This is a genomic window from Holdemania filiformis DSM 12042 (genome assembly GCF_000157995.1).
GTDB lineage: Bacteria > Bacillota_I > Bacilli_A > Erysipelotrichales > Erysipelotrichaceae > Holdemania > Holdemania filiformis.
Genome location: NZ_GG657557.1, coordinates 370,224 through 392,252, shown reverse-complemented (window position 1 = coordinate 392,252; position 22,029 = coordinate 370,224). Strand labels below are relative to the sequence as shown.

Below are 22,029 nucleotides of genomic sequence, written 5' to 3'. Positions count from 1 at the left end.
AAGTTTTTGACAATGCAGACGACGCTGCGTTTTCGGCGTTTCATCTGATATAATAGAGATGAACTACATCAACGAAAAAAAGATAAACAAGGAGAACGTGAAAGCGAGAAAGGAGTATCCGCAATGAGAAACAAACGAATCTTAGCGCTGGCGGCCGGTTTTTTATTGACCGGATGTACGCAGACACCAACACTGCCGACGGCTGTACCGGCCGCAAGTCCGGAAACGGAGCGCATAGCCGGAACAAAGCTGACTGACGATACGATCAGCGCGATGTTCAAGCGGCTGAAAGAGGCGGAAATCTTCACTGACGAACAAGGCGAGGCTCAGCCGTTTGAGCTGTGGCGCAACGCGAACAATCTGGTCGTGCTGTATGTCGGCCAGCGCGATCATCCGCTGTTGATCTGGGATCCGGTCAATGATACCGTGGAGCTGAATTACACCTGTCAGGATGTGGTTTCCTTTCAGGAAGATGGCGTAACAAAGCAGGCTTATGTGGAGCTGATCTGCGATGGTTATCAGAGTACGTGCACAGCGGCGGTGACGACGTCTTCCAAGACGACGCGCTGGCCGGTCGACGCTCCCGACGAACAGGTGACTCCGGCTGTGGCTGAAGCCGTGCAGCAAGCGGCCCAGACGCATCAGGCGGAAGTGGAAAGAAGCCGGGAACAGGCCGAAAAGGCCTTGTTTGAGCTGCGCACGGTGATTCTGAATACGCAGGATTACGAATACGCGCAGCTGAAACCCTATTCCCGGACAAGCGGCGGGTTTGCGAAGCAAGAGGATCCGCAGACGTATCAATTCTATATCGGCGAGCTGAATCCGACATTGTCCGGCGAGGAAATCGCGTTTTATTTCGCCGCGCTGACCGGTCAGGAATTCACTCGTCCTGATCAGCTTCAGGCCAACGAAACGCTGCTTCTGAATCTGATGGCGGCGTCGAAGACCTATCTTTGCGAAGGGGAACCGGATCAGCTGATCTGTCCGGCCAGCGGCATGGGCGGAGATCCGCTTTTACTGAATCTGCCGGAAGCGGTCGCGGAAGAATTGCTGGCAGTGGTGCGTGTTGAGGATGTGAACGCGGTATCAACTGCGCTCTTAGGCCATACGCTGCCGCTGGCAACCTTTGAATACGAAGAAATTATTTACGACGCAGAGACCGTCCCGGATTGTATTCTGATCCGCAATACCCAAGGGGCTCCGGAGACTTCTGAAACAGCGGCGGAGCCGATGACGATCGTGACGGAGCGGCAAACGGAAGGCGAGCGCCAGATTGTTCGCTATGCCCGGGGCGAGGAAATTGAAAACACAAGTTTTATCCGGGATGAACAGGGCAACGAATACTATATTCCGGCGATCCGGGAAACCGCGCAGGAACCGGATTCTCCGCTGATGATCTGGGAAATGGCCTGCGAACCGAATACCGACGCTTCCCAGCCTTACCGTCTGGTCTATCAAAAACGGATTCAGTAATGATGAGAACGGGACTGGCCGGTCTAAGATTCAAGCTGAAACATTGGCGAATGCCGGGAAACGTGCTAAACTGAAAAGCAGAGAACAGGAGGAATAGAACACAATGGAGATTCAAGAACGGGTAAAAAGCTATGAAGAAGCGATGCTGAACGATCTGGCGACGCTGGTTTCGTATAATTCAGTCCAGGGCGAGCCGCAGCCGGACGCGCCGTTTGGCGAGGTGCCGGCAGCCTGTCTGGATAAAGCGCTGGAAATTGCGGAGGGTTATGGTTTTGCGGTCAAGAATGTCGATCATTATGCCGGCTACGCTGAAATCGGCGAGGGCGAACAGGTGATCGGCGTGCTGGCGCATCTGGACGTCGTACCGGCAGGCGAGGGCTGGAAGACCGATCCGTTTACGCTGACCCGCGACGGCGACCGGGTTTACGGCCGCGGCACCAGCGACGATAAGGGCGCGGTGGTCGCTTCGATGATCGCGATGAAAGTATTAAAGGATATGAACGTACCGCTGACCAAGCGGATCCGTCTGATTCTGGGCACCAACGAAGAAACGGGTTCAAAATGTCTGGCGCATTATGTGGAAAAAGAAGGCCATATCGATATGGGCTTTACGCCGGATGGCACGTTCCCGGGCGTGCATGGAGAAAAAGGCGCGCTGGGACTGGACTTTGAAAGCGTCCGCACAAAGATCAAGGAAATTCACGGGGGCGTGGCTTCCAATGTTGTCTGCAATCATTGCACGATGATCGTTGCCAGCGAAGCCGTATCGGAAGAAGCTTTGCGTCAGGCGCTGGAAAAACATCCGGTGACCTTTGAAATCAAACCGGAACAGGGTGATCTGATCGTCGACGTTTACGGAACGGCCGCGCATGCCAGCACCCCGAAGCTGGGCGTCAACGCGATCGGCGAACTGATGGCGGCTTTGGCGGAAGCGGGAATGCAGGATGATTTCGTTGAATTCTATAACCGCCGGATCGGTACGAGCTGCGATGGGGCAGGCTGTGATTGTCAGGTTGAGGATGAATACGGTCCGCTGACCTTCAGCAACGGCATCATTAAAATGGAAAACGGCGTCATCCGCGGAACCATCGACATCCGGTTTCCGGTCACGATGAATTCCGGGCAGATCGCCAGCCGGATTGAAGCGGCGCTTACCGGGGAAACGCAAGGGAAAATCACCGTCCGCAGCCGGACGGAACCGCTGTTCTTCCCGATCGATTCACCGCTGGTTTCGCGTCTGCTTCAGGCCTATCAGGAAGTCACTGGCGATCTGGAATCCAAGCCGATCACGATGGGCGGCGGCACCTATGCGAAGGGAATTCATAACTGCATCGCCTTCGGTTGTGAATTCATGGGCGAAGACTGCCATATTCACGACGCCAACGAGTTTGTGCGGATCGACTGTCTGCTTCAGCAGGCGGAGATCTACGTCCATGCGCTGATGAAGCTGCTGGAAGCGTAAAAGAAGACCAATTTATTGAATATTAATAAGCCGGATTCAGTTTGTGAACCCGGTTCTTTTCTTTTGTTTAGTTAGGCATATTAAGTTAGACATATAAGGTGAAAAAACGCTCAGGTATTTCTATTTTTGATGTTTTAATCCTTGATTTACACCTCATACTTACATATTGTGTTAGTATGAGGCGTAAATATGATTGTTACTTACGAAATGTTAAAATCAAACTTGAATCTTTATCAGGGTCGGATAATAAGTTACGGCAGTGAAAAGAAAATGTGTTTCAATGAAAAGGATCTCAAAAAAATGTTACAATAGAAATCAGAAAAGAAACGAGGGATGACCTTTGAAAACAACAAAGCTGGCGATCATGTATGATTTTGATAAAACACTGTCGCCGAAGGATATGCAGGAATTCAGTTTTATTCCTTCTCTGGGGATCGAACCGGCGCAGTTCTGGAGCGAGGTGACCGCGCTGGCGGAAAGTCAGAAAATGGACGGCATCCTGACGTATATGTATATGATGCTCAACAAGGCCAACCTGACGGGGCAGCCGATCCGCCGCAGCGATTTCGTCGCGCTGGGGAAAAATGTCAAGCTGTATCCGGGAGTGGAAAAATGGTTTCGCCGAATCAATGAATACGGCCGGCAGCATAATATTGAAATCGAGCATTTCATCATTTCCTCCGGTCTGACTGAGATCATCGAAGGCACAACGATCGCCGGGGAATTTAAGAAAATCTATGCCTGCAAGTATTGCTACAACGCCAGCGGGGTTGCGGTCTGGCCGGCAACCGTCGTGAACTACACGACAAAAACACAGTATATTTTCCGTATCAACAAAGGCGTTTTGGATGAAAACAACGATAACGATCTGAACCGCTACACACCGGATCAGCTGCGCGATATCCCGTTTACCAATATGATTTATATCGGCGACGGACTTACGGACGTGCCGTGCATGAAGCTGGTTACCGTCAATGGCGGCAAGTCGATCGCGGTGTACGGCAAGGGTTCAGAGAAGAAAAAAGCGACGGCGCAGCAGCTGATCGCAGATCACCGGGCGGATTTTATTGCGCCGGCGGATTACAGCGAGAACCGGGAACTGGACAAGATCGTGAAAAGCATTATCGATTACACTGAAGCCCGGATTCAGATGGAACGGCTGATGAAAAAAGAACAGCCGAAGGAGAAATAAGATGCAGATCAATGGATTATTTGAGAAAACGACCTTAATCCGGATGATTGACGGTGCGCAGAAACCCGTGGACTCGGTTCGTATTGGCGAGCCATGTTATTCTGAGGATGGCTCCCGGAGTCAGATATTAGATATTATAGTTGGCAGGGAAGCCTGCGGGATTCAGCTATCGCTCATCAATGGAACGGTCTTGATTTGTACAGAAGGGCTGCCGATTCAGACGAGCGAAGGCTGGAAGGCGGCTGTCAGTGTAAAGCCTGGAGATTCCGTGGGCTATCAAGAAAAATGGGGGAAGGCTTACATTGAAGTTCAGGAGGTTCGGAAAATCAACGAAAATATTCAGGTTGCGAATGTCTGCTTAGAAGACACCGTCGGAATCATCGCGAATGGAATTGTGGTCGGGGCTTTTAACAAAGTCGTCGAGGTGGATGAAAAGCTCATAACGCCTCCGCCTTGGGGGACCTGGTAAACAGAAACTGCTTTGGGAGAAATCAGCCTGAAGCAGTTTTAATTTGATAAACAACTTGAAAATAATTCTATTCTGTGATTAACTGGAAGTAATGAAAGAAATGAGGATCTGATCATGGAATTCACATTGACCCGCAGCCAGGCCCGGCAGTTTATCGTCTTATGGCAGGGCTTATCCGGTCCTTACCGCTGGCGTACCAACGCCGAGATTGTGGGATTGGTTCATCAGCTGGGATGTTTACAGTTTGATCCGATCGACATCTGCGGCCGCAACGCCGATTTAGTGCTGCAGGCGCGGGTCGGCGGTTATCGGAAAAGTCAGCTGGAAACGTTGTTGTATAAGGAACGGAAGCTGATCGATGCGCTGGATAAAAATATGGCGATCTATGCGGAACAGGATTACCCCAATTTTGCGCGGAACCGGCTTCACACCATGAGCTATCATCGGGTGAGTGAACAGATCGAAAACGCCGCGGCACAGATCAAACAGTTCATGCGGACGCACCCGGTTATTTGTTCGCAGGATTTACAATGGGATGAAAATCTCGTCTGGGTCTGGGGACGGACGGCTTCGCTGGCAGCGATTGCGCTGGAAGTGATGTTGTACCGCGGGGACGTCGTGATCCATCACCGGCGCGGCACAATCCGCTATTACAATCTGACTTCCGAGCGGTTTCCCGGACTGGATCCGCTGGCGGACCCATTTGCGGACGATGCGGAATATTACGGATGGCGCATAGAGCGCAGAATCCGGGCGCTGGGCTTGTGCTGGAACCGGCCTTCCGATGCCTGGCTGGGAATCGAAAAAATGAAGTCGCCCGAACGTCAGGCCGCCTTTGCCTTGTTGATGAAGCAAAATCGGATCATTCCCGTAATGGTGGAAGGGCTGGATCAGCCATTATTTACCGTGCCGGAAGCACTGCCCTGGCTGGAGAAGGTCATGCGGAAAGAACCGTTCCGCAAACGCATGGAATTCCTAGGCCCGCTGGATAATGCGCTGTGGGATCGCCGCTTGATTGAAGCGTTGTTTGATTTTCAATATAAATGGGAGATTTACACGCCGAAGGTACAGCGTCAGTATGACAGTTATGTGCTGCCGGTGTTATGGGGCGATCGGTTTGTCGGCCGGATCGCGCTGGAAACGAAAACCAACGAAGGAAAATTAATCGTCAAACAATTTTGGAGAGAAGCGAAGGTTCGGGATAGCCGGGCCTTGCGCCGGACTCTGAACCAGACGTTGGAACGCTTTGCCCTATTTCATGGCTGCACTGACATTGACGGCTTATTCGAAGAAAGTTAATGATGAAAAGAAAACGTCCCGTTATCCGAACAGGGCGTTTTTAGTAGCTATCTTGGTAGTGGAAAATTGAATTTTAAAGATGATAAATCCGCTGCTTATATTGTTTTTCAATTTCAAGACTTCGCTCGGTGCCGCCGTCCACATTGGCGCTGAGTCTGACTGGCGGCTGAAATCCACGGGCAAGCATCAGTTCCACCGCTTCTAAAATAGTGGATTGAAGCAAAGCCGCGGCGGCAATGGAGGAAGTTCCGCAAATCTTCACCGGCAGCCCGTCGACCGGAATCGCGGCATCCCCTTCCACGGAAAGATTGTCCAGGATGACGTCCGCGAATTCATAAAGCAGGCGGCCGCTGCTATGCCGGCTCGTCAGTTTTTTTGAAGATTCCAACGACGTAACGACAATGAGTTTAGCGCCGATGTCTTTGACTTTCATCGCGATTTCGATCGGCAGCGGATTACGTCCGGAATTGGAGATAATGATCACGACGTCTTCCGGAAGCACTTCGACCTTCCGCATTAAGATAGTGCCGGAACCTTCCAGAACCTCGTAAATTCCCATGGCCGGGTCTTTAATCACCTTCGCGGCAAATAAACCGCCTGCCCGTCCGGCGACTTCGATCGCGGCGGCATAGGAATGGCCGCTGCCAAAGGACTGCAGAATTCCGCCGGCCATGATGGAATGCGCGATTAATTCGGCAGCTTGATGAATATTCTCTTTTTGAGTGATTTCCAATCGACGAAGCAGGTCTTCGATGGTTTCAAAATAACGGTTGCGTTCCATCAGCCGACCACCTTCAGCGCGGATAAAACAATCGCGCCGATCATGACGATAAAGATGAGCTTACCTGCCGTCATGCCTTTCACTTTGGATAATCGATAACATATCAGAACCAGGATAACCTGAGGAAGAAACGGCATAATTTTGTCGAGGTTTTCCTGCACGGACAGACTGACCTCGCCGGATTGGAAAGTATATGGAATTTTCAGCTTGATCACCGAAGGGATCAGGGCCCCGACGACGATCAATCCCAGAATGGACGCGCCGTTGGTGACGTAGGCAAGTTGATCTTTCATCGTGGTGATCAGTTTAGCGCCTTGGGCATAACCTAAATCGAATAACTTCGTTCTGAGAAACAGGACGGCAACGTTCCAGGCAACCCAGATTCCCATGCCCACAGTACTGCCGGCGATCGCCATGTTGCCCGCAATCGCACCGAAGATGGTTCCGGCAATGACGCCGAAGATGACGTCGCCGACGCCCGCAAACGGTCCCATTAATGCGGTCTTTAATGAGGTTGCGGTTTCCAGCGCGGCGATGCCTTCTTCTTCCTCAATCGCGACGTTCATGCCAATAATGATCTCAGACATCTGCGGCGTCGTATTATAAAACTGGATATGGGCGCGGCAGGCTCGATCAAGTGCTTCCGGATCGTCTTTATAGATTTTTTTCAAGGCTGGAAGGATCGCGTAGAAATAGCCCAGTCCCTGCATCCTTTCGTAATTATGACCCAGCTGTAATCCGAACATGTGACGCAGATTAATCCGCCGCAGTTCTTGTTTTGTAAAAAGCTTACTCATCCAGATCACTCCCTTCCTGATTTGCGGCCCAGCGTTGATCTGCCTGGCGGGTGTACATATAATCCAGCAGGGTAATGACCAGCCCGAAACCAGCGACGCCGATCAGCGGGATTTTCACATAGGCGGCCAACAGGAACCCCAGAATTAAAAATGGAAGTTTAGAGCGTGTCGGCAGGTAGTTTAACAAGATGCAGATGCCTACGACTGGAATGACGCCGCCGGCCACCTGCAAGCCGGTCATAAACCATTGTGGAATCCAGCCCATCACCGCTTCGACAAAGCTTTGCCCAAAGCAAAGGACGAAGAAGACCGGTACGGCACGCGACAGCCCCGGTGCGATCATGCCGAGTAAATTTTGGAATGCCGCTTTATCGTAATTTCGTTCGTCAATAAAATGATCGGCCCGGTGAAGGAAGAAGATATTAGCGTAACGCGCCAGAATATCAAGCTGGATCATTAACAGGGCGACCGGAATCGCAATCCCCAGCGCCAATTCCGGCGTGGAATTCAAGCTCAGCGCCGTGCCGACGATCGCTCCGACTGTGGTATTGGGAATGGAAGTGCCTCCATAAGTGTTGACTCCTAATGTCATTAATTGAAGCGTACCCCCTAAGACTAAGCCTGTTTGCGGATTACCGAGAAGCAAGCCTGTAAACCAGCCGGCAAGAATCGGCATACTCATGCCGATGTTGAAAGAGCGGGTTTCGTTCGGCTGAATGAAAGCGTACAGCGTGATCAATGCAATTTGCCAGGGATGTATCATATCCTTCTCCTTTCTGGTTTTAATCACCATTGAATTAATTCCATCATAAGCTATATGTATTATAAAATCAATACATAATGTAATAAATTATAATATTTTTTTGTTTTGATGAAAGCTGTCAAAAAACATGGTAAAATAAACCAAGAGGTGGTCTGTGTGGATAAACAAAGTAAATATAATGGGGTTGTTAAGGCAATTATTCACGATATTGATCAGGGTGTGCTTCAGGCCCGTGACCGTTTGCCATCAGAAAAGGAGCTGCAGGAACGTTTCGGTGTTTCTCGGGTAACTGTACGAAAAGCGGTGGACGTGTTAATTGAAGAAGGATATGTTGTTCGAGATTACCGCAAAGGAACTTTTATCAGTGAGCGAATTACATATAAAAAAATGAACGAAATTGTCAGTTTTACGAAGTCTGCATTGCTGCGCGGAGATATTCCTTCGACGATTGTTCATTCGATCGATAACGTGAAACCAGATCCGTTTTTGATGAAGTATTTGCGTATTCCGGCAGAAGAAGCATTGACCCGGATATGCAGAACCCGTCTTACCAATGGTTTTCCGCTCATATATGAGGAGTCTTACTGGGTCACAGAAATGACCGGGATTCTCGGAAAAGCCGAAGCAGAAGGGTCATTGTTCCAATATATAAAAAAAGTGAAGCATATTACGCCTGTCTATAGTCTGCAGGAATTAGATGCGGTTGGGGCGTCAGGCGCGATTGCCCAGGCGCTTCAAGTTCATGATCAGTTTCCTTTACTGCGTTCCTTGATGGTCTTTTATGACGCGCAGGACAGACCTTTTGAACTGGCTTTTAATTATTATCGTACTGATCGCTGCAAATTGTCGATGGTCAGAACTTTGAATGAGGATTAAATCAGGAGGAGAAAAACGATGGAATTCTTACACTGCACGATGTCTGCTTTTGCCGTTCTGGGAAAAGAGGACAGCACCCAAAACACGAATAAGGACTGGATTCAGCGGTTGTGGAAAGATTTCAATGAACATTCCGTTGAAATTTCGCAGTTGGCTTTGCGGGATGAACAGGGAAATCTGGCTGGTTTCTGGGGTGCGATGACGAACTTTGACCGGACATTCCAACCTTGGGGGAATCATTTGACAGAAGGCTATTACCTGGCGGGCGTGCAGGTACCGATTGAAACAGAAGCGCCGGAAGGCTGGACAAAGTGGATCATTCCCGCGTTTGATTATCTCTATGTTCCAGTCGGGGGCGATCCCTCTGAAGTCCTGCGTATGGGTCTGGACGAAATAAAGAAGCAGGGACTGACGCTCGCGGGCGCCATCCAGGAATTTTACTGTCCGCAGAAAAACAGCGAGATGTTCTTGTTCTTTCCCGTTTGCTGAATGTCAAACCAGCGATCATAAGGGGTCCCTGCACTCTGCAGGGACCTTTTTGAATCCTGCGAAAGATTGAAAAATAGGGAAAAGCAGTCCTGAAAACACAAACGCAACGCAAAGTTGACAAAGTGCATTTTTAGAGAGATAGATTGGATATCCGGAATGGGATAGAATGAGGACATCCAAAAACTGAGGAGGAAATAAAAATGAATTTTGGAGAAAAACTATTCAAGCTGCGGAAAGAAAAAGGCCTGTCGCAGGAAGCGCTGGCCGATCAGTTAGGTACAACCCGTCAGGCTGTCAGTAAATGGGAGAATAATCAGGGCTATCCGGAAACTGAGAAAATCCTGCAGCTTTCCCAGCTGTTCGGCGTATCGACCGACTATCTGCTTAAAGCTGAAAAGCTGGAGAGAACCGCCGATGAAAAAGGGTATTATGTCAGCCGGGAAATGGCGAATGGATTTTTGGCCAGCGAGAAACGAGTCAATCGATTTCTGGCATGGGGGTTCCTATGCGGAGCGTTGACCGGGATTCCGATCATCCTGTTTGAAAATCAGCCGGCGATGAGACTGGTGGGAGCAGCGGGGATCGGAGCATTGGGCGTCAGCGCGCTGATCGTCGCGATGTTTGCGGAACAGGAACAATACAAGGTGCTGAAGGAAGAACCGCTGCTGTTCGATCCGGAGGTGCGCAGAACCTTGAATGATGAATACAGAACCTTGAAAAAGAGAGCGATGCTGATCGCGGTGCCATCTACGATTCTGTTTGTGCTGGGACTTTTGGCGCTGGTCTTTTCCGTCCGCGGAATTTTTCCCTGGTCGTCCCTCTCCGGGTTGATTTTTCTGGGACTGGGGTTAGGAATGTTCGGTTTTGTTATCTCACTGGGCACAATCGAAACCTATGAGATTCTAGTGAAAAATGAACAATATGCCGCACGTTTCCTGTTTAAGGCAAAGCGCAGAATCCGGGATAAAATTGCCAAGCTCTGATTTATCCCGCAGAAAGCAGGCATGAATCTCAAAATAAGAACGTGACTGATCTGAAAATCAGGCGATAAATCTCATAAAAAGATCCGACATCTGCCGGATTTTTTTGCCTGTATTCATCAGTCTGAGATTTGAAAAGGGATAACTTCAGGAGCGTCTCAGCGTTCAGCCGGGAGTTCTATCTGACGGCGCAGGGCATCCAGGAATATCTGGGCGGGCCGGGAAAAAATCTGATACTTTTTCCAGGCCAGCGTCATTACCATCTCCACTGTCGGCGAACAAGGCCGGAAGCACAGGGAACTGCCTTCGGTATTGATCAGTTTATCCAGCGTCAGCGCACAGCCCATGCCCTCGTCAACCATTAACGAAGCATTATAAATCAAATTATAGGTCGCGGCGATCGTCAGCTGGGAAAGATCTTTTTTCAGCCATCGCAAAAGCGCGTGTTTGTTATCAACCTGGCGGGATAGAAGCAAGGGCTGATCCGCTAACATCTCCGCTTCGACTGCCGGGTAAGCGGCCAGCGGATGATCGCGTCGCAATAACACGCCCCAGTGATCCCGGGCAGGCAGCGCCAGCGTTGAATAAGCGGAAAAATCGCGATCGCCTAAAATCAATGCGAAATCGATCAGACCTTTGTCCAGCTTTTCCACAATATCCGGCGCGTCGCCGCTGACGATATGCAGCCGAATACCAGGATACTCCCGCTGCAGCGACTTCGCGGTCTGAAGCAAAATCCGCAATCCGTCGGTTTCCCCGGCACCGATGTAAATATCTCCGGCGACGGTCTCCTCGGCGGCCAGTTCATTTTCAGTTTTTGCCACCAGGTCCAGGATTTCCTGGGCTCGTTTGCGCAGCAGCATCCCTTCCTCCGTCAGGGCAATTTGCCGGCTGCCCCGGATCAGCAGCGGCTTGCCGATTTCCGCTTCCAGATCCATCAGCTGGCGCGAAAGCGTTGGCTGAGATAAATGCAAGGACTGTGCAGCGCGGGTGATGCTTTGTTCCCGGGCAACCGTCAAAAAATAATGCAGTACGCGAAGTTCCATCCCTGATTCCTCCTTTTTGGTCACTATATCATGGAAGTTCTATGCTTTTCAAGCATGATGTCGTATTGAATATAAGTATTTGTTATTGAAAAAAGCGAGCAGTACAATGAAGACGAAATTTAAAGGAGGACCAATCTAATGAAATATAAAAGTTTGAGGTTGCGAGCCGGACTTATCGCGGCAGCCGTGGTATTCATTCTATCCGGATGTCAGAGCGGCGGCCAGACAAAGGGCGAAGGTGATCTGTTGAGCCAGATTCAGCAGCGCGGGGTGCTGCGGATCGGTACGGAAGGCACCTATTCCCCCAACAGTTATCATGACGAGAGCGGTGAGCTGGTGGGCTTTGACGTCGAGGTGGCGCGCGGCGTTGCCGAACAGCTGGGCGTGAAAGCGGAATTTGTGGAAGCGGAATGGGATTCGCTGTTTGCAGGCATGGATTCCGGACGCGTCGATACAGTCATCAACGAGGTTGAATATTCCGAGGAACGTGCTGAAAAGTACGATTTCTCCGATCCCTATACCTATGTTCACGGTGCGCTGTTAGTCGCTGCGGACAATCCGGAGATCGCCGGCTTTGACGATTTAAAGGGCAAGCGCTCAGCGCAGAACATGACGAGCAGCTGGGGCCGGATGGCGGAAAGCTATGGCGCGGAAGTCGTCAGCGTCGATACCCTGACCCAATGCGTGGAGCTGCTGACCAGCGGCCGGGTCGACGCGACGCTCAACGCGGAAACAGCGTTCTATGATTATCTCAAGCAGCATCCGGAAGCGCCGGTAACAATCGTGGCGATGACCGAATCCACGACCTCTTCCCTGATTCCGGTGAAGAAAAACAATCCGGAGCTGGTGGAAGCGATCAACAACGCGCTGCAGACGATGCGCGATTCCGGCGAGCTGGCGCGGCTGTCAGAGAAATACTTCGGCTCGGATATTACGAATGCCGAGTAGAAAGAAGGCAGTTCTATGAATGAGCGCATCCTGCGGATTCTGATCGAGTCCTTCTGGCAGATTCTGCTTCCGGGACTGACGATGACGATTCCGCTGACGATTCTGTCATTTACCTTCGGCCTGATCCTGGCGCTGCTCGCCGCGCTTGTGCAGGTGGCTGAAATCCGCGTGCTGAAGCCGATTGCCCGGTTTTATATCTGGGTGATCCGCGGTACGCCGCTTTTAGTGCAGCTGTTTGTGATCTTTTACGGTCTGCCCAGCCTGGGAATTCTTCTTGACGCATTTCCTTCGGCGGTGATCGTGTTTTCCGTCAATACCGGAGCGTATGCTGCGGAAACAATCCGCGCGGCGATCGAGTCGGTGCCCCGCGGACAGCTGGAAGCCGGCTACTGCGCAGGCCTGACCTACGCTCAGACAATGCGCCGGATTATCCTGCCGCAGGCGATGCGGACCGCGTTTGCCCCGTTAAGCAACTCGCTGATCAGTTTGGTGAAAGATACGTCGCTGGCGGCGAATATCACCATTTTAGAAATGTTCATGGCTTCGCAGCGGATTGCCGCCCGGACCTATGAGCCGTTTGCTTTGTATTGCGAGGTCGGTTTGATTTATCTGCTTTTCTGCACTGTGCTGACAGCCCTGCAGCGGCGGCTGGAAACGAAAATGCCGCAGTATTAGAGAGGAAGATCAAATGCTGAAAATTATGGATGTTCACAAGTCTTTCGGCCCGACAGAGGTACTGAAGGGCGTTTCCATCAACGTGGAAAAGGGCGACGTCATCACGATCCTCGGCCCCAGCGGTTCCGGCAAAACAACACTGCTGCGGTGCATCAATTTTCTTGAGCAGGCCGACCGGGGAATGATGGAATTCGACGGCGAGCGGCTGCCGCTGAACGCGGTCAAGAAGAAAGACAAGATCCGGCTGCGTAAAAAAACGGCGTTCGTCTTTCAGAACTACAATCTGTTCCGCAACAAAACGGCCTTGGAAAATGTCACGGAAGGGCTGATCATCGGACGGAAAATGTCGAAGGCGGAAGCGATAAGCATCGGCACTCAAGCGCTCGATAAGGTTGGGCTGCAGGCCCGGTATAATGCGTATCCGCATGAGCTGTCCGGCGGTCAGCAGCAGCGGGTAGGGATTGCCCGCGCGATCGCGACCCAGCCGGAGGTGATTCTGTTTGACGAACCGACGTCCGCGCTCGACCCGGAATGGATCGGCGAAGTGCTGAGTGTGATGCGGACGCTGGCGCAGGAAGGCATGACGATGTTGATCGTGACGCATGAAATGACCTTTGCCCGTCAGGTGGCCAGCCGTGTGCTGCTGATGGATGAAGGCGTCATCGTGGAAGAAAATACACCGGAGCTGTTCTTCGGCGCGCCGCAGAAGGAACGCACACGGCAGTTTTTAAAGACGCTGCAAAATCGTTAAGCGGACGAAGATGAACGACGAAATAAAGAAGGAGAACTGCGTATGAAAACATCAGGCTGTCTGCGCTCAGTCCGGTCAGCGGCGCAGGTGATCGACGCTGAACTGGTTTCCTGCACTGCAGCGGAAGCATTCCGGATTCAAGTCCCGTCCATTTCAGGCGGAGCGGAAAGGATTGAGCGATGAACAGAGAAAACGAGAAAACCAATCCGGAGAACATCCAGACTGAAAACGTTAGTGAAGAAATTCTGCAGAATTTAAAAGACGCCGGCTGCGACGAAACGACGATCGGCTGTTATATCGGCTGCTGCGGCTGCGGCCAGGATCAGGTGAAAGTTCTGAAAAAACACCGGCGTTGTCTGCTCGATAAGATTCATGAAGGCCAGAAACAAATCGACTGTCTTGATTATCTGTTATATCAGATGGAAAAGGAACAGCGAAAGAAAGAATTGGAGGACAAGCATGAGTGAAATTAAAATCACAATTCACGGCCGGGAATTTAAAGCTCGGTTGAATAACAGCGCGGCAGCGCAGGCGATTTGTCATTCAATGCCGATGACCGTGGCGATGGACGAGCTGAACGGCAATGAGAAATACTGTTATTTAAAGGAAAATCTGCCGACCCGCTCAGTATGTCCGAACACCATCACGGCGGGTGATCTGATGTTGTTTGGCAGCAGCTGTCTGGTCTTATTCTACCAGTCGTTTACAACGGCGGGTGAAGGAGGAAAACAGGATGAATTTTGATCAGACGCTGGATCGGCGCGGAACCAATTCGATGAAATGGGACGTCGCCGAGGGACAGCTGCCAATGGGGCTGGCCGATATGGACTTTGAAACCGTTCCGGAGGTCAAGGAAGCAATTCGGCGCCGGGCGCAGCACGGAGCGTACGGTTATACGCTGGTGTCTGAAGCCTGGAAGCCGGCTTATCAAAACTGGTGGCTGCGGCGGCATCACTGGCCGATTGAGGCGGACTGGCTGTTGTTTTGCACCGGCGTGGTTCCGGCGATTTCCAGCCTGGTCCGCAAGCTGACGACGCCGGCGGAAAAGGTCGTATTGATGACGCCGGTCTACAATATTTTCTTTAATTCCGTGATCAATAACGGCCGGCAGGTGCTGGAATGTCCGCTTCACTATGATGAAAATGGCTACGCGGTGGACTGGCTGGCTTTGGAGGCGGCGCTGGCGGATCCGCAGACTTCGCTGCTGATTCTGTGCAACCCGCACAATCCGATCGGTAAATTATATACGGCGGAAGAACTGGCGCGGATCGGCGAGCTGTGCAAGAAGCATCATGTGTTGGTGATCGCCGATGAAATCCACTGCGACCTGACGGATCCGGGTTATGAATATACGCCGTTTGCCTCGGTCTCACCTGTCTGCGCCGAGCGGGCAATCGTCTGCATCGCTCCGACGAAAACGTTCAACTTAGCCGGGCTGCAGACTGCGGCGTTAGTCGTGGTCAATCCCGCATTGCGGCACAAGGTCTGGCGGGCGATCAACACCGATGAAATTGCCGAGCCGAATGTCTTTGCGGCGGAAGCCGCGGTGGCGGCCTTGACTTACGGCGATTCGTGGCTGGAGGCGCTGCGCCGTAAGATTTTTGAGAATAAACAGATAGTCATCAACACCGTGAACCAGGCACTCCCGCAGCTGCATGTCATTTCCTCCCCAGCTACCTATCTGCTTTGGATTGACTGCGGAAAAATCTGTGCCGACAGCGCTGTGCTGGCGGATTTTCTGGCCGAAAAAACGGGGCTGCTTCTCAATGAAGGAAAGGAATACGGACAAGCCGGCAGGACGTTTCTGCGCATGAACGTCGCCGTTTCCTCTGAGCGGCTTAACGATGGCCTGGACCGGCTGATCCGCGGCGTCCGGTTGTTCTGCGCCGAAACCGGCGCGGAGGAAATTCGATGAAAACCATTCAGCTGGGAAATTCAGACTTGCAGGTTTCAAGAATTTCTTTAGGGTGTATGGGCTTCGGCGATCCCCGTCAGGGTCAGCATCGCTGGACGCTGGATGCCGATCAGACGCGCGATATTCTGGAACAGGCGCTGCGGCAGGGAATCAATTTCTTTGATACCGCACTGGCATATCAGGGCGGCACCAGCGAACAATTTGTCGGGCGAGCGCTTAAAACGCTGGCCAAACGCGAGGACGTCGTGGTCGCGACAAAGTTTCTGCCGCGCACGCCGGAACAGATTCAGGCGGGAGTCACGGTCAGCGGCCATATTGAACAGATGCTGAATCAAAGCCTGGAAAATCTCGGCATGGATTACGTCGACTTGTATATTCTGCACCGCTGGGATGCGAGCGCGCCGCTGGAGGAGATCATGACCGGACTGAACCGTGCCGTGACTTCCGGGAAGGTCCGCTATCTTGGAATTTCCAACTGTTACGCCTATCAGCTGGCAAAGGCGAACGCGGTGGCGGAACAGCTCGGGGTTGCGAAATTTATTTCCGTGCAGGGACATTACAATTTGATCTTCCGGGAAGAAGAACGCGAAATGACGCGGCTGTGCGCTGAGGACAACATCGCGTTGACCCCGTACAGCGCGCTGGCCGGCGGCCGGCTGGCGAAACATCCGGGCGAAACTTCGCGGCGGCTGCAGGAAGATCTCTACGTGAAATCCAAATATGATTCCACCGCTGAACAGGATGCAAGAATTATCCGCCGGGTAGCAGAGCTGGCAGATCAGCGCGGTGTGTCGATGACGGAAATCGCACTTGCCTGGCTGGTGAGTAAGGTCAGCACGCCAATCGTTGGCGCCACGAAGTCCAGCCAGATCGAAGGCGTGGCCCGGGCTGTCGAGCTGGAATTAACGGAGGCGGAAATCCGCTATCTGGAAGAACTCTATCAACCGCATCGCCTGGTCGGCGTCATGGCGGAAAACAGCGGACGTTGATCGGAAGTCCGCCGCGTGAAAAAGCACGGACAGAGATCAGGCAGTACAGCCCGTCAGAAAGAAAAAGGATTGTGAGAAAAATAAGTAAAGGAGCGATGCAAAATGACAGTGAAACAAACGGCAGGTCGGCGGGATTTAGGCGAGTTTGCGCCCGAATTTGCACATCTCAACGACGATATTCTCTTTGGTGAAGTTTGGAACCGGACAGCGGCGCTGTCGCTGCGGGATCGTTCGCTGGTCACCGTGACCACCTTGATGGCACAGGGCTTGGTGGATTCATCCTTCCAGTATCACCTGCAGACTGCGAAGAACAACGGCATCACCCGCACGGAAATTGCGGAGATTCTGACCCATGCGGCATTTTATGCCGGCTGGCCGAAAGCCTGGGCCGCGTTCCGGCTGGCCAAGGAAGTCTGGACTGAGAACAAGGAGCCTGCCGGTCATGGCGGACTTTTCGGGCTGGGCGAACCCAATACTGCCTTTGCCCCGTATTTCATTGGTAACAGCTATTTAAAAATGCTGACGACGTCCGGCGTTCCGATCGCCAATGTGACTTTTGAGCCTGGCTGCCGCAACAACTGGCATGTCCATCATGCGCTCAGTGGCGGCGGACAGCTCTTGTTATGTGTTGATGGCCAAGGCTGGTATCAGGAATGGGGAAAGCCGGCCCGCGCTCTCAATCCAGGCGATGTGGTCGTCATTCCTGCCGGCGTGAAGCACTGGCACGGCGCGGCGGCGGACAGCTGGTTTACCCATCTTGCGATCGAGGTGCCCGGCGAAGAAACTCACAACGAATGGCTGGAAGCTGTCACCGACGACGTGTACGGTTCACTGCCGCAGGACGAGGAAAACGCGTAACAGCTTGGAAAGTGAATTCTTCGAGCGAAGCCGTTCTTTTCCAGCCGTGCCCATCACGGCAGCCCTTTCGTGAAATTCACCCAGATTCAAGATAAAAGCCCAGGCCGTTCCCGGGCTTTTTACTATCTTAGAGTGAATAGACAGGAGTGAGAATGTGGAAAAAGTGAATGTCGCCGTTCTGGGCGCAACCGGAGCGGTCGGCCGGACGATGATCCGGATTTTACAGGAACGCCGGTTTCCGATGCGTTCGTTAAAGCTTTTAGCCAGTCCCCACAGCGCCGGTAAGGTGATCGATCTGGGCGCGAAGACGGGGATTGTCGAGGAATTTTCTCCAGCGGCCCTCAAGGATGTCGATCTGGTGTTCGGGGCGGTGGAAAACGATCTGGCAGAAGAATACGCACCGTTGATCCAACGCAGCGGGGCTTTGTTTGTCGATAACAGCAGTGCTTTCCGGCTGGAGGAGGATGTGCCGTTAGTTATCCCCGAGATCAATGCCCGGGATATCCGCTGGCATCATGGCATCGTGGCGAATCCCAATTGTGCGACGATTCTGGCGATGATGGCGCTCTCGCCGATCCTGAAGCTGACGCGCGTAAAGCGGATGATCGTCAGCACCTATCAGGCCGTCAGCGGCGCAGGCATGAAGGGGATGGACGAGCTGGAACGTCAGATCCGCGATCCGTCCGCGGCCCCGGAGGTATTCCCGTTTCCCATTGCGTTCAACGTCATCCCGCAGATCGGCGATTTTGATGAAAACGGGATCAGTGCGGAGGAATGGAAAATGCAGAACGAAGGCCGCCGGATCCTGCATGATGAAGCGCTGCAGGTCAGCTGCACCTGTGTGCGGGTGCCAGTGTACCGCTGCCATTCGGAGTCGATTTATGTAGAAACTGAAACGGAAGTCAGTCTGGACGCGATCCGTCAGGCTGCCGAGGAATGTCCGGGGCTTGTGCTCAACGAAGCACCGTATCCGACGCCGAAGGAATGCACCGACAGCGACGCTGTGGTGATCGGCCGGCTGCGCCGGGATGAGGCATGTCCGCACGGACTCCATTTATGGTGCTGCTGCGATCAGCTGCGCAAGGGGGCGGCGACCAATGCCGTGCAGATCGGCGAATGGGCCTGGCAGAATGGATTGTTGAAGAAAGGAGTGTAGCGTTTGATTCTGGAAAAATATCAGGGCTGCGGCAATGATTTTCTGATTGCCGACGGCAGCCGGACGCCGGTGATCGATCCCCAACAGGTCGCTGCGCTGTGCGACCGGCACCGTGGTTTCGGAGCGGACGGTCTGATCATCGCCCGGCGGGATCCGTTGAGCATGGAATTGTGGAACCAGGACGGAACCCGAGCCGGGATGTGCGGCAACGGTCTGCGCTGCTTTGTGCATCATGCCTACCGCAAGGGCTGGATCCAAGCGGATCGTTCGTATCGGATCGGCACCGGCGACGGTTTGCGGAGCGTGTGGATTTGTTCAACCGAGCCGTTTATCTGTCGGGTGGAAGCAGGCATCCCAGATTTTGACGCAAAGCGGATGACGAATCAGCCGCTGCTTCCAGGGTTGCTTCACGCGCCTTTTCTTTCTCAGCAGCAGTCCTGCAGCTTCTGGCTGGGTGTTCCCCACACCGTACTCTTTACGACCGATCCGGAAGTTGTCAGCGCGGAACAAGCCCGTGCCATTGGCAGACATCCGTTTTTTAAGGAAGGAACGAATGTGGATTTCGCACGCTTGAAGGAAAACGGCGAGCTGCAGGTCAGGACATGGGAGCGGGGTGTCGGCTGGACATTGGCCTGCGGAACCGGTGCATGCGCCAGCGCGGTCGCAGCGGCGATTTTCGGCCTCTGTCCGCTGCCGTGTAAGGTTCGCTGTCCAGGCGGTCTGCTGGATGTGGAACAAGCGCCGGACAAACAATGCTTATTAACCGGCCCGTCGGTGTATATCGGAAAGGCGGAGGTCAAAGCATGCGGATGAAAACAGAGGAACTGATTCAAAAGCTGCACGATCATCCGCGCAGTACGGAAGTGCTTCTGATGTTTAACGAGGAATCCCCGACCCACTGGACGGACGCTGCGGTCTATGGTCAAACGTTCAAGCTGGTGATCGGTGAATGGGACAGTCTGCGTCCCCAGCTGCAGGCTCAAAAAGACCGGCTGCGCGATGTTCGGTTAGTCTGCCCGCAGCGCCAGAGCGCCTGGCCTTTGCTTGCGATTCAGGATCTGCCTTGCCGGATTGAACCGGGAGCCTGGATCCGGGACGTGGTGGAGATCGGGAAAAACGCGGTTATTCTGACGGGCGCGGTCATCAATGTGGGTGCGCGGATCGGCGCGGAAACGATGGTCGATATGAACGCGGTTATCGGTGCGCGGGCAGAAATTGGCCAGCGCTGCCATATCGGCGCCGGTGCGGTTGTGGCGGGGGTGCTGGAGCCGGCCAGTGCGGAACCCGTGGTGATCGAGGACGATGTTTTAATCGGCGCCAACGCCGTGATTCTGGAAGGGGTTCGGGTGGGTCACTCCGCGGTTGTCGCCGCCGGCGCAGTCGTTACGGAAGACGTGCCGCCGGGATGGCTGGCGGCCGGCGTCCCCGCCCGCCTGATTAAGCGGAAAGACGAACAAACCCGGAAAAAAACTGTAATTGTGGAAAAACTGAGGGATAGTTCGCGGTGAAAACGGAAAACCTGATATAATAGAGTTCATCAGGAGGGTTTTCCATGGATAATGCACAGCGGTTTCTGAACGCGTTCGCGATGATCGAAAAGCAGTTGAAGCAGATCACCGGCGTCACGCGGTATTCACGCTTTTATCAGCTATTAAACCAGGCGTCCCGCAGCAGCGGGCTCGTCCGTAAATACGAAATGGAGCTGCAGGAGTATGCCGATCTGCGCAATGCGATCGTGCATCAGCGCTCTGACGAGGGACATATCATCGCGATTCCCATCGACGAGGTTGTCGCGGACATTGAGGAGCTGGCGCGGAAAATCTGCGAACCGCCGAAGGTCAGCGCGCATTTTCTCAAGCCGGTGAAAATCTGCGATCCCCAGACTGAAATCCGGGAAGCGGTAGACATCATGGAAACGATGGGATCCTCCAAGCTTCCGGTTTATGCCCAGGGTGGATTTCATGCCCTGTTAACAATGGAGATGATCGCCCGCTGGACGCTGCACCAGAGCCGCACGAACCAACCGCTTTCCGGGGTGGTCAGCGATTGTCTGTATTTTAAGGATAAGAAAGAGCGCGTTCTGTTTCTGCCCCGCACGGCGGACGTGACCGAAGCGCAGGATTTGTTTGAGGCAAGCCTGCATCGCGGCGTCAGCATCTCGGCGATTTTGATCACGGAGTCCGGAAGTGCCCATCAGAAACCGATCGGGATCATCACGGTCGCCGATCTGCCGCTGTTGTATGAGCTGGATAAATAGGGTGACGGAGGGGGAACGAAGAACTCCCCTTTCAGCTTTGTCCGCCTCATGATTTCCTTGTTTCAGCCGGTAAGAATAGACAGGCTTAACAGAATAATAGTGAGTATGCCAATCGCATAGCTGAATTAAATAAATTAACTCAAGAAAAGAAGAAAAAGGTTGAAATTCCATTCGGAATGCCTATACTAAAGGTGTAAGGTGTTGCTGAAACGCGGCACCCGTCATGAGCTACCTTTTACGGTGGCGTCGGACAGATGAGCGCTGGTGCTTCTTGGGTGTTGAAGCAGCGCTTTTCTTTTTGGCCTCTATAATTTTTAGACGGCATTTAATCACCTTGATCGTGCATTCGATCAAGGGCAGTGCGACTTTTAAAATCACAGTGATAAAAAGTTCCAGGAAATGTTCCATAGAATTGCCCTCCTTTGACGACAGGCGACAAAAATCTGTCGGTTTGAATCGAATTTGAAACGGCCAAAAGTCGACTCTATCCGGACGGGCATCCGCGGCTCAACAAAACCCTACACTCTTAATATTGCGGAAAAGTAAAAATACCCCTCTAAAAAAATGATGAAATTATTTTTCGCAAAGTAATTACAGTTTCATTTTTGGGTTCAGTTTCCATTTTCGCTGCGTTCTTTTTAATCCTTTAACAAGTCAAAAATTGTCGCTTGAATGGGAGAAGGATCAGAAGTTTGTTGATTCTGATCGTGATTCAGCGTAGACTCTAAGCTCATAACACGTTTTTATATCCAATTTTTACAGCGAACAAATTTTCTTACCGTTTTTTTCTGCGAGGAGTAACAAAAGTTGCGGATAAAATGCTAAAAAAACTTGACAGAAGGACACAGTTTTT

At 52.4% G+C, this 22,029-nt stretch carries 26 protein-coding genes; 21 read left to right on the top strand and 5 right to left on the bottom strand.

The genetic code is table 11. The features are described from left to right. The first annotated feature begins 123 nt into the window (after positions 1-123). The 5 genes from HOLDEFILI_RS10770 to HOLDEFILI_RS10750 all read left to right on the top strand — a co-directional run bounded on the left by HOLDEFILI_RS10770 (position 124) and on the right by HOLDEFILI_RS10750 (position 5,895). A complete protein-coding gene (locus HOLDEFILI_RS10770) occupies positions 124-1,473 on the top strand; it encodes a hypothetical protein (protein WP_006059705.1) in 1,350 nt (449 codons plus the stop codon). Positions 1,474-1,576: 103 nt separating this feature from the next. Continuing rightward, positions 1,577-2,935, top strand: a complete 1,359-nt coding sequence (locus HOLDEFILI_RS10765) for a Sapep family Mn(2+)-dependent dipeptidase (RefSeq protein WP_006059704.1) — start codon at positions 1,577-1,579, stop codon at positions 2,933-2,935. 340 nt (positions 2,936-3,275) lie between these two features. Beyond that, complete coding sequence (locus tag HOLDEFILI_RS10760; RefSeq protein WP_156788907.1) at positions 3,276-4,127, top strand: HAD family hydrolase; 852 nt, start codon at positions 3,276-3,278, stop codon at positions 4,125-4,127. A gap of 1 nt (position 4,128) precedes the next feature. Further along, on the top strand, positions 4,129-4,596 hold the full coding sequence (locus tag HOLDEFILI_RS10755; RefSeq protein ID WP_006059701.1) for a Hint domain-containing protein: 468 nt from the start codon (positions 4,129-4,131) through the stop codon (positions 4,594-4,596). Between the two features lie 114 nt (positions 4,597-4,710). Continuing rightward, a complete protein-coding gene (locus HOLDEFILI_RS10750) occupies positions 4,711-5,895 on the top strand; it encodes a DNA glycosylase AlkZ-like family protein (protein ID WP_006059700.1) in 1,185 nt (394 codons plus the stop codon). 73 nt (positions 5,896-5,968) lie between these two features. On the opposite strand, the gene HOLDEFILI_RS10745 is transcribed toward HOLDEFILI_RS10750, so the two are convergent. Genes HOLDEFILI_RS10745 through HOLDEFILI_RS10735 form a run of 3 tightly spaced genes read right to left on the bottom strand, consistent with a single transcriptional unit; the run spans position 5,969 to position 8,236 of the window. Then, entirely contained in the window at positions 5,969-6,676 is a 708-nt protein-coding gene (locus HOLDEFILI_RS10745; protein ID WP_006059699.1) for an SIS domain-containing protein, read from the bottom strand. Beyond that, the gene (locus tag HOLDEFILI_RS10740; protein WP_006059698.1) at positions 6,676-7,473 is read right to left on the bottom strand and encodes a PTS system mannose/fructose/sorbose family transporter subunit IID; all 798 of its coding nucleotides are present in this window, start codon (positions 7,471-7,473) and stop codon (positions 6,676-6,678) included. The genes HOLDEFILI_RS10745 and HOLDEFILI_RS10740 overlap by 1 nt, the downstream gene beginning before the upstream one ends. Beyond that, complete coding sequence (locus HOLDEFILI_RS10735) at positions 7,466-8,236, bottom strand: PTS mannose/fructose/sorbose/N-acetylgalactosamine transporter subunit IIC (RefSeq protein ID WP_039864695.1); 771 nt, start codon at positions 8,234-8,236, stop codon at positions 7,466-7,468. Before HOLDEFILI_RS10735 ends, HOLDEFILI_RS10740 begins: the two co-directional genes overlap by 8 nt. Positions 8,237-8,392: 156 nt before the next feature. Here HOLDEFILI_RS10735 and HOLDEFILI_RS10730 point away from each other — a divergent pair, with 156 nt between their 5' ends. From HOLDEFILI_RS10730 to HOLDEFILI_RS10720, 3 genes are all read left to right on the top strand, one after another. Further along, positions 8,393-9,112 carry a GntR family transcriptional regulator gene (locus HOLDEFILI_RS10730; protein WP_039864693.1) on the top strand — a complete coding sequence of 240 codons (720 nt, stop codon included), beginning with the start codon at positions 8,393-8,395 and terminating at the stop codon, positions 9,110-9,112. A gap of 18 nt (positions 9,113-9,130) precedes the next feature. Next, the gene (locus HOLDEFILI_RS10725) at positions 9,131-9,601 is read left to right on the top strand and encodes a GyrI-like domain-containing protein (RefSeq protein WP_039864692.1); all 471 of its coding nucleotides are present in this window, start codon (positions 9,131-9,133) and stop codon (positions 9,599-9,601) included. A gap of 200 nt (positions 9,602-9,801) precedes the next feature. Then, a complete protein-coding gene (locus HOLDEFILI_RS10720; protein ID WP_006059694.1) occupies positions 9,802-10,584 on the top strand; it encodes a helix-turn-helix domain-containing protein in 783 nt (260 codons plus the stop codon). Between the two features lie 155 nt (positions 10,585-10,739). On the opposite strand, the gene HOLDEFILI_RS10715 is transcribed toward HOLDEFILI_RS10720, so the two are convergent. Further along, on the bottom strand, positions 10,740-11,627 hold the full coding sequence (locus tag HOLDEFILI_RS10715) for a LysR family transcriptional regulator (RefSeq protein ID WP_039864690.1): 888 nt from the start codon (positions 11,625-11,627) through the stop codon (positions 10,740-10,742). 138 nt (positions 11,628-11,765) lie between these two features. On the opposite strand from HOLDEFILI_RS10715, the gene HOLDEFILI_RS10710 reads away from it, so the two are divergent. The 13 genes from HOLDEFILI_RS10710 (at position 11,766) to HOLDEFILI_RS10655 (ending at position 21,176) form a co-directional block, all read left to right on the top strand. Further along, a complete protein-coding gene (locus tag HOLDEFILI_RS10710; protein ID WP_006059692.1) occupies positions 11,766-12,575 on the top strand; it encodes a transporter substrate-binding domain-containing protein in 810 nt (269 codons plus the stop codon). A gap of 15 nt (positions 12,576-12,590) precedes the next feature. Then, the gene (locus tag HOLDEFILI_RS10705) at positions 12,591-13,250 is read left to right on the top strand and encodes an amino acid ABC transporter permease (protein ID WP_006059691.1); all 660 of its coding nucleotides are present in this window, start codon (positions 12,591-12,593) and stop codon (positions 13,248-13,250) included. Positions 13,251-13,263: 13 nt separating this feature from the next. After that, a complete protein-coding gene (locus tag HOLDEFILI_RS10700) occupies positions 13,264-14,001 on the top strand; it encodes an amino acid ABC transporter ATP-binding protein (RefSeq protein WP_006059690.1) in 738 nt (245 codons plus the stop codon). A 42-nt stretch (positions 14,002-14,043) separates the two neighbouring features. Next, positions 14,044-14,184: a hypothetical protein gene (locus HOLDEFILI_RS19310; protein ID WP_006059689.1), complete on the top strand. Its 141-nt coding sequence runs from the start codon at positions 14,044-14,046 to the stop codon at positions 14,182-14,184. Further along, positions 14,181-14,468, top strand: a complete 288-nt coding sequence (locus tag HOLDEFILI_RS10695; protein ID WP_006059688.1) for a hypothetical protein — start codon at positions 14,181-14,183, stop codon at positions 14,466-14,468. The genes HOLDEFILI_RS19310 and HOLDEFILI_RS10695 overlap by 4 nt, the downstream gene beginning before the upstream one ends. Beyond that, positions 14,461-14,745 (top strand): cyclophilin-like fold protein, encoded by a 285-nt coding sequence (locus HOLDEFILI_RS10690; protein ID WP_006059687.1) that lies wholly within the window; start codon positions 14,461-14,463, stop codon positions 14,743-14,745. Before HOLDEFILI_RS10695 ends, HOLDEFILI_RS10690 begins: the two co-directional genes overlap by 8 nt. Continuing rightward, positions 14,735-15,916, top strand: a complete 1,182-nt coding sequence (locus HOLDEFILI_RS10685) for a MalY/PatB family protein (protein WP_006059686.1) — start codon at positions 14,735-14,737, stop codon at positions 15,914-15,916. The genes HOLDEFILI_RS10690 and HOLDEFILI_RS10685 overlap by 11 nt, the downstream gene beginning before the upstream one ends. Further along, positions 15,913-16,905: an aldo/keto reductase gene (locus HOLDEFILI_RS10680; RefSeq protein WP_006059685.1), complete on the top strand. Its 993-nt coding sequence runs from the start codon at positions 15,913-15,915 to the stop codon at positions 16,903-16,905. Before HOLDEFILI_RS10685 ends, HOLDEFILI_RS10680 begins: the two co-directional genes overlap by 4 nt. 102 nt (positions 16,906-17,007) lie before the next feature. Continuing rightward, positions 17,008-17,763, top strand: coding sequence for a carboxymuconolactone decarboxylase family protein (locus HOLDEFILI_RS20435; protein WP_006059684.1), 756 nt, complete (start codon positions 17,008-17,010; stop codon positions 17,761-17,763). Positions 17,764-17,917: 154 nt separating this feature from the next. Further along, a complete protein-coding gene (locus HOLDEFILI_RS10670; protein WP_006059683.1) occupies positions 17,918-18,919 on the top strand; it encodes an aspartate-semialdehyde dehydrogenase in 1,002 nt (333 codons plus the stop codon). Positions 18,920-18,922: 3 nt separating this feature from the next. Beyond that, positions 18,923-19,732, top strand: coding sequence for a diaminopimelate epimerase (dapF, locus tag HOLDEFILI_RS10665; RefSeq protein ID WP_006059682.1), 810 nt, complete (start codon positions 18,923-18,925; stop codon positions 19,730-19,732). Further along, positions 19,723-20,427, top strand: coding sequence for a 2,3,4,5-tetrahydropyridine-2,6-dicarboxylate N-acetyltransferase (gene dapD / locus HOLDEFILI_RS10660; protein WP_244264323.1), 705 nt, complete (start codon positions 19,723-19,725; stop codon positions 20,425-20,427). Before dapF ends, dapD begins: the two co-directional genes overlap by 10 nt. 44 nt (positions 20,428-20,471) lie before the next feature. Then, on the top strand, positions 20,472-21,176 hold the full coding sequence (locus HOLDEFILI_RS10655; protein ID WP_006059680.1) for a CBS domain-containing protein: 705 nt from the start codon (positions 20,472-20,474) through the stop codon (positions 21,174-21,176). Positions 21,177-21,404: 228 nt separating this feature from the next. Here the strand turns inward: HOLDEFILI_RS10655 and HOLDEFILI_RS10650 are convergent, their stop codons facing one another. After that, positions 21,405-21,584 (bottom strand): hypothetical protein, encoded by a 180-nt coding sequence (locus HOLDEFILI_RS10650; RefSeq protein WP_006059679.1) that lies wholly within the window; start codon positions 21,582-21,584, stop codon positions 21,405-21,407. Between the last annotated feature and the right edge of the window lie 445 nt (positions 21,585-22,029).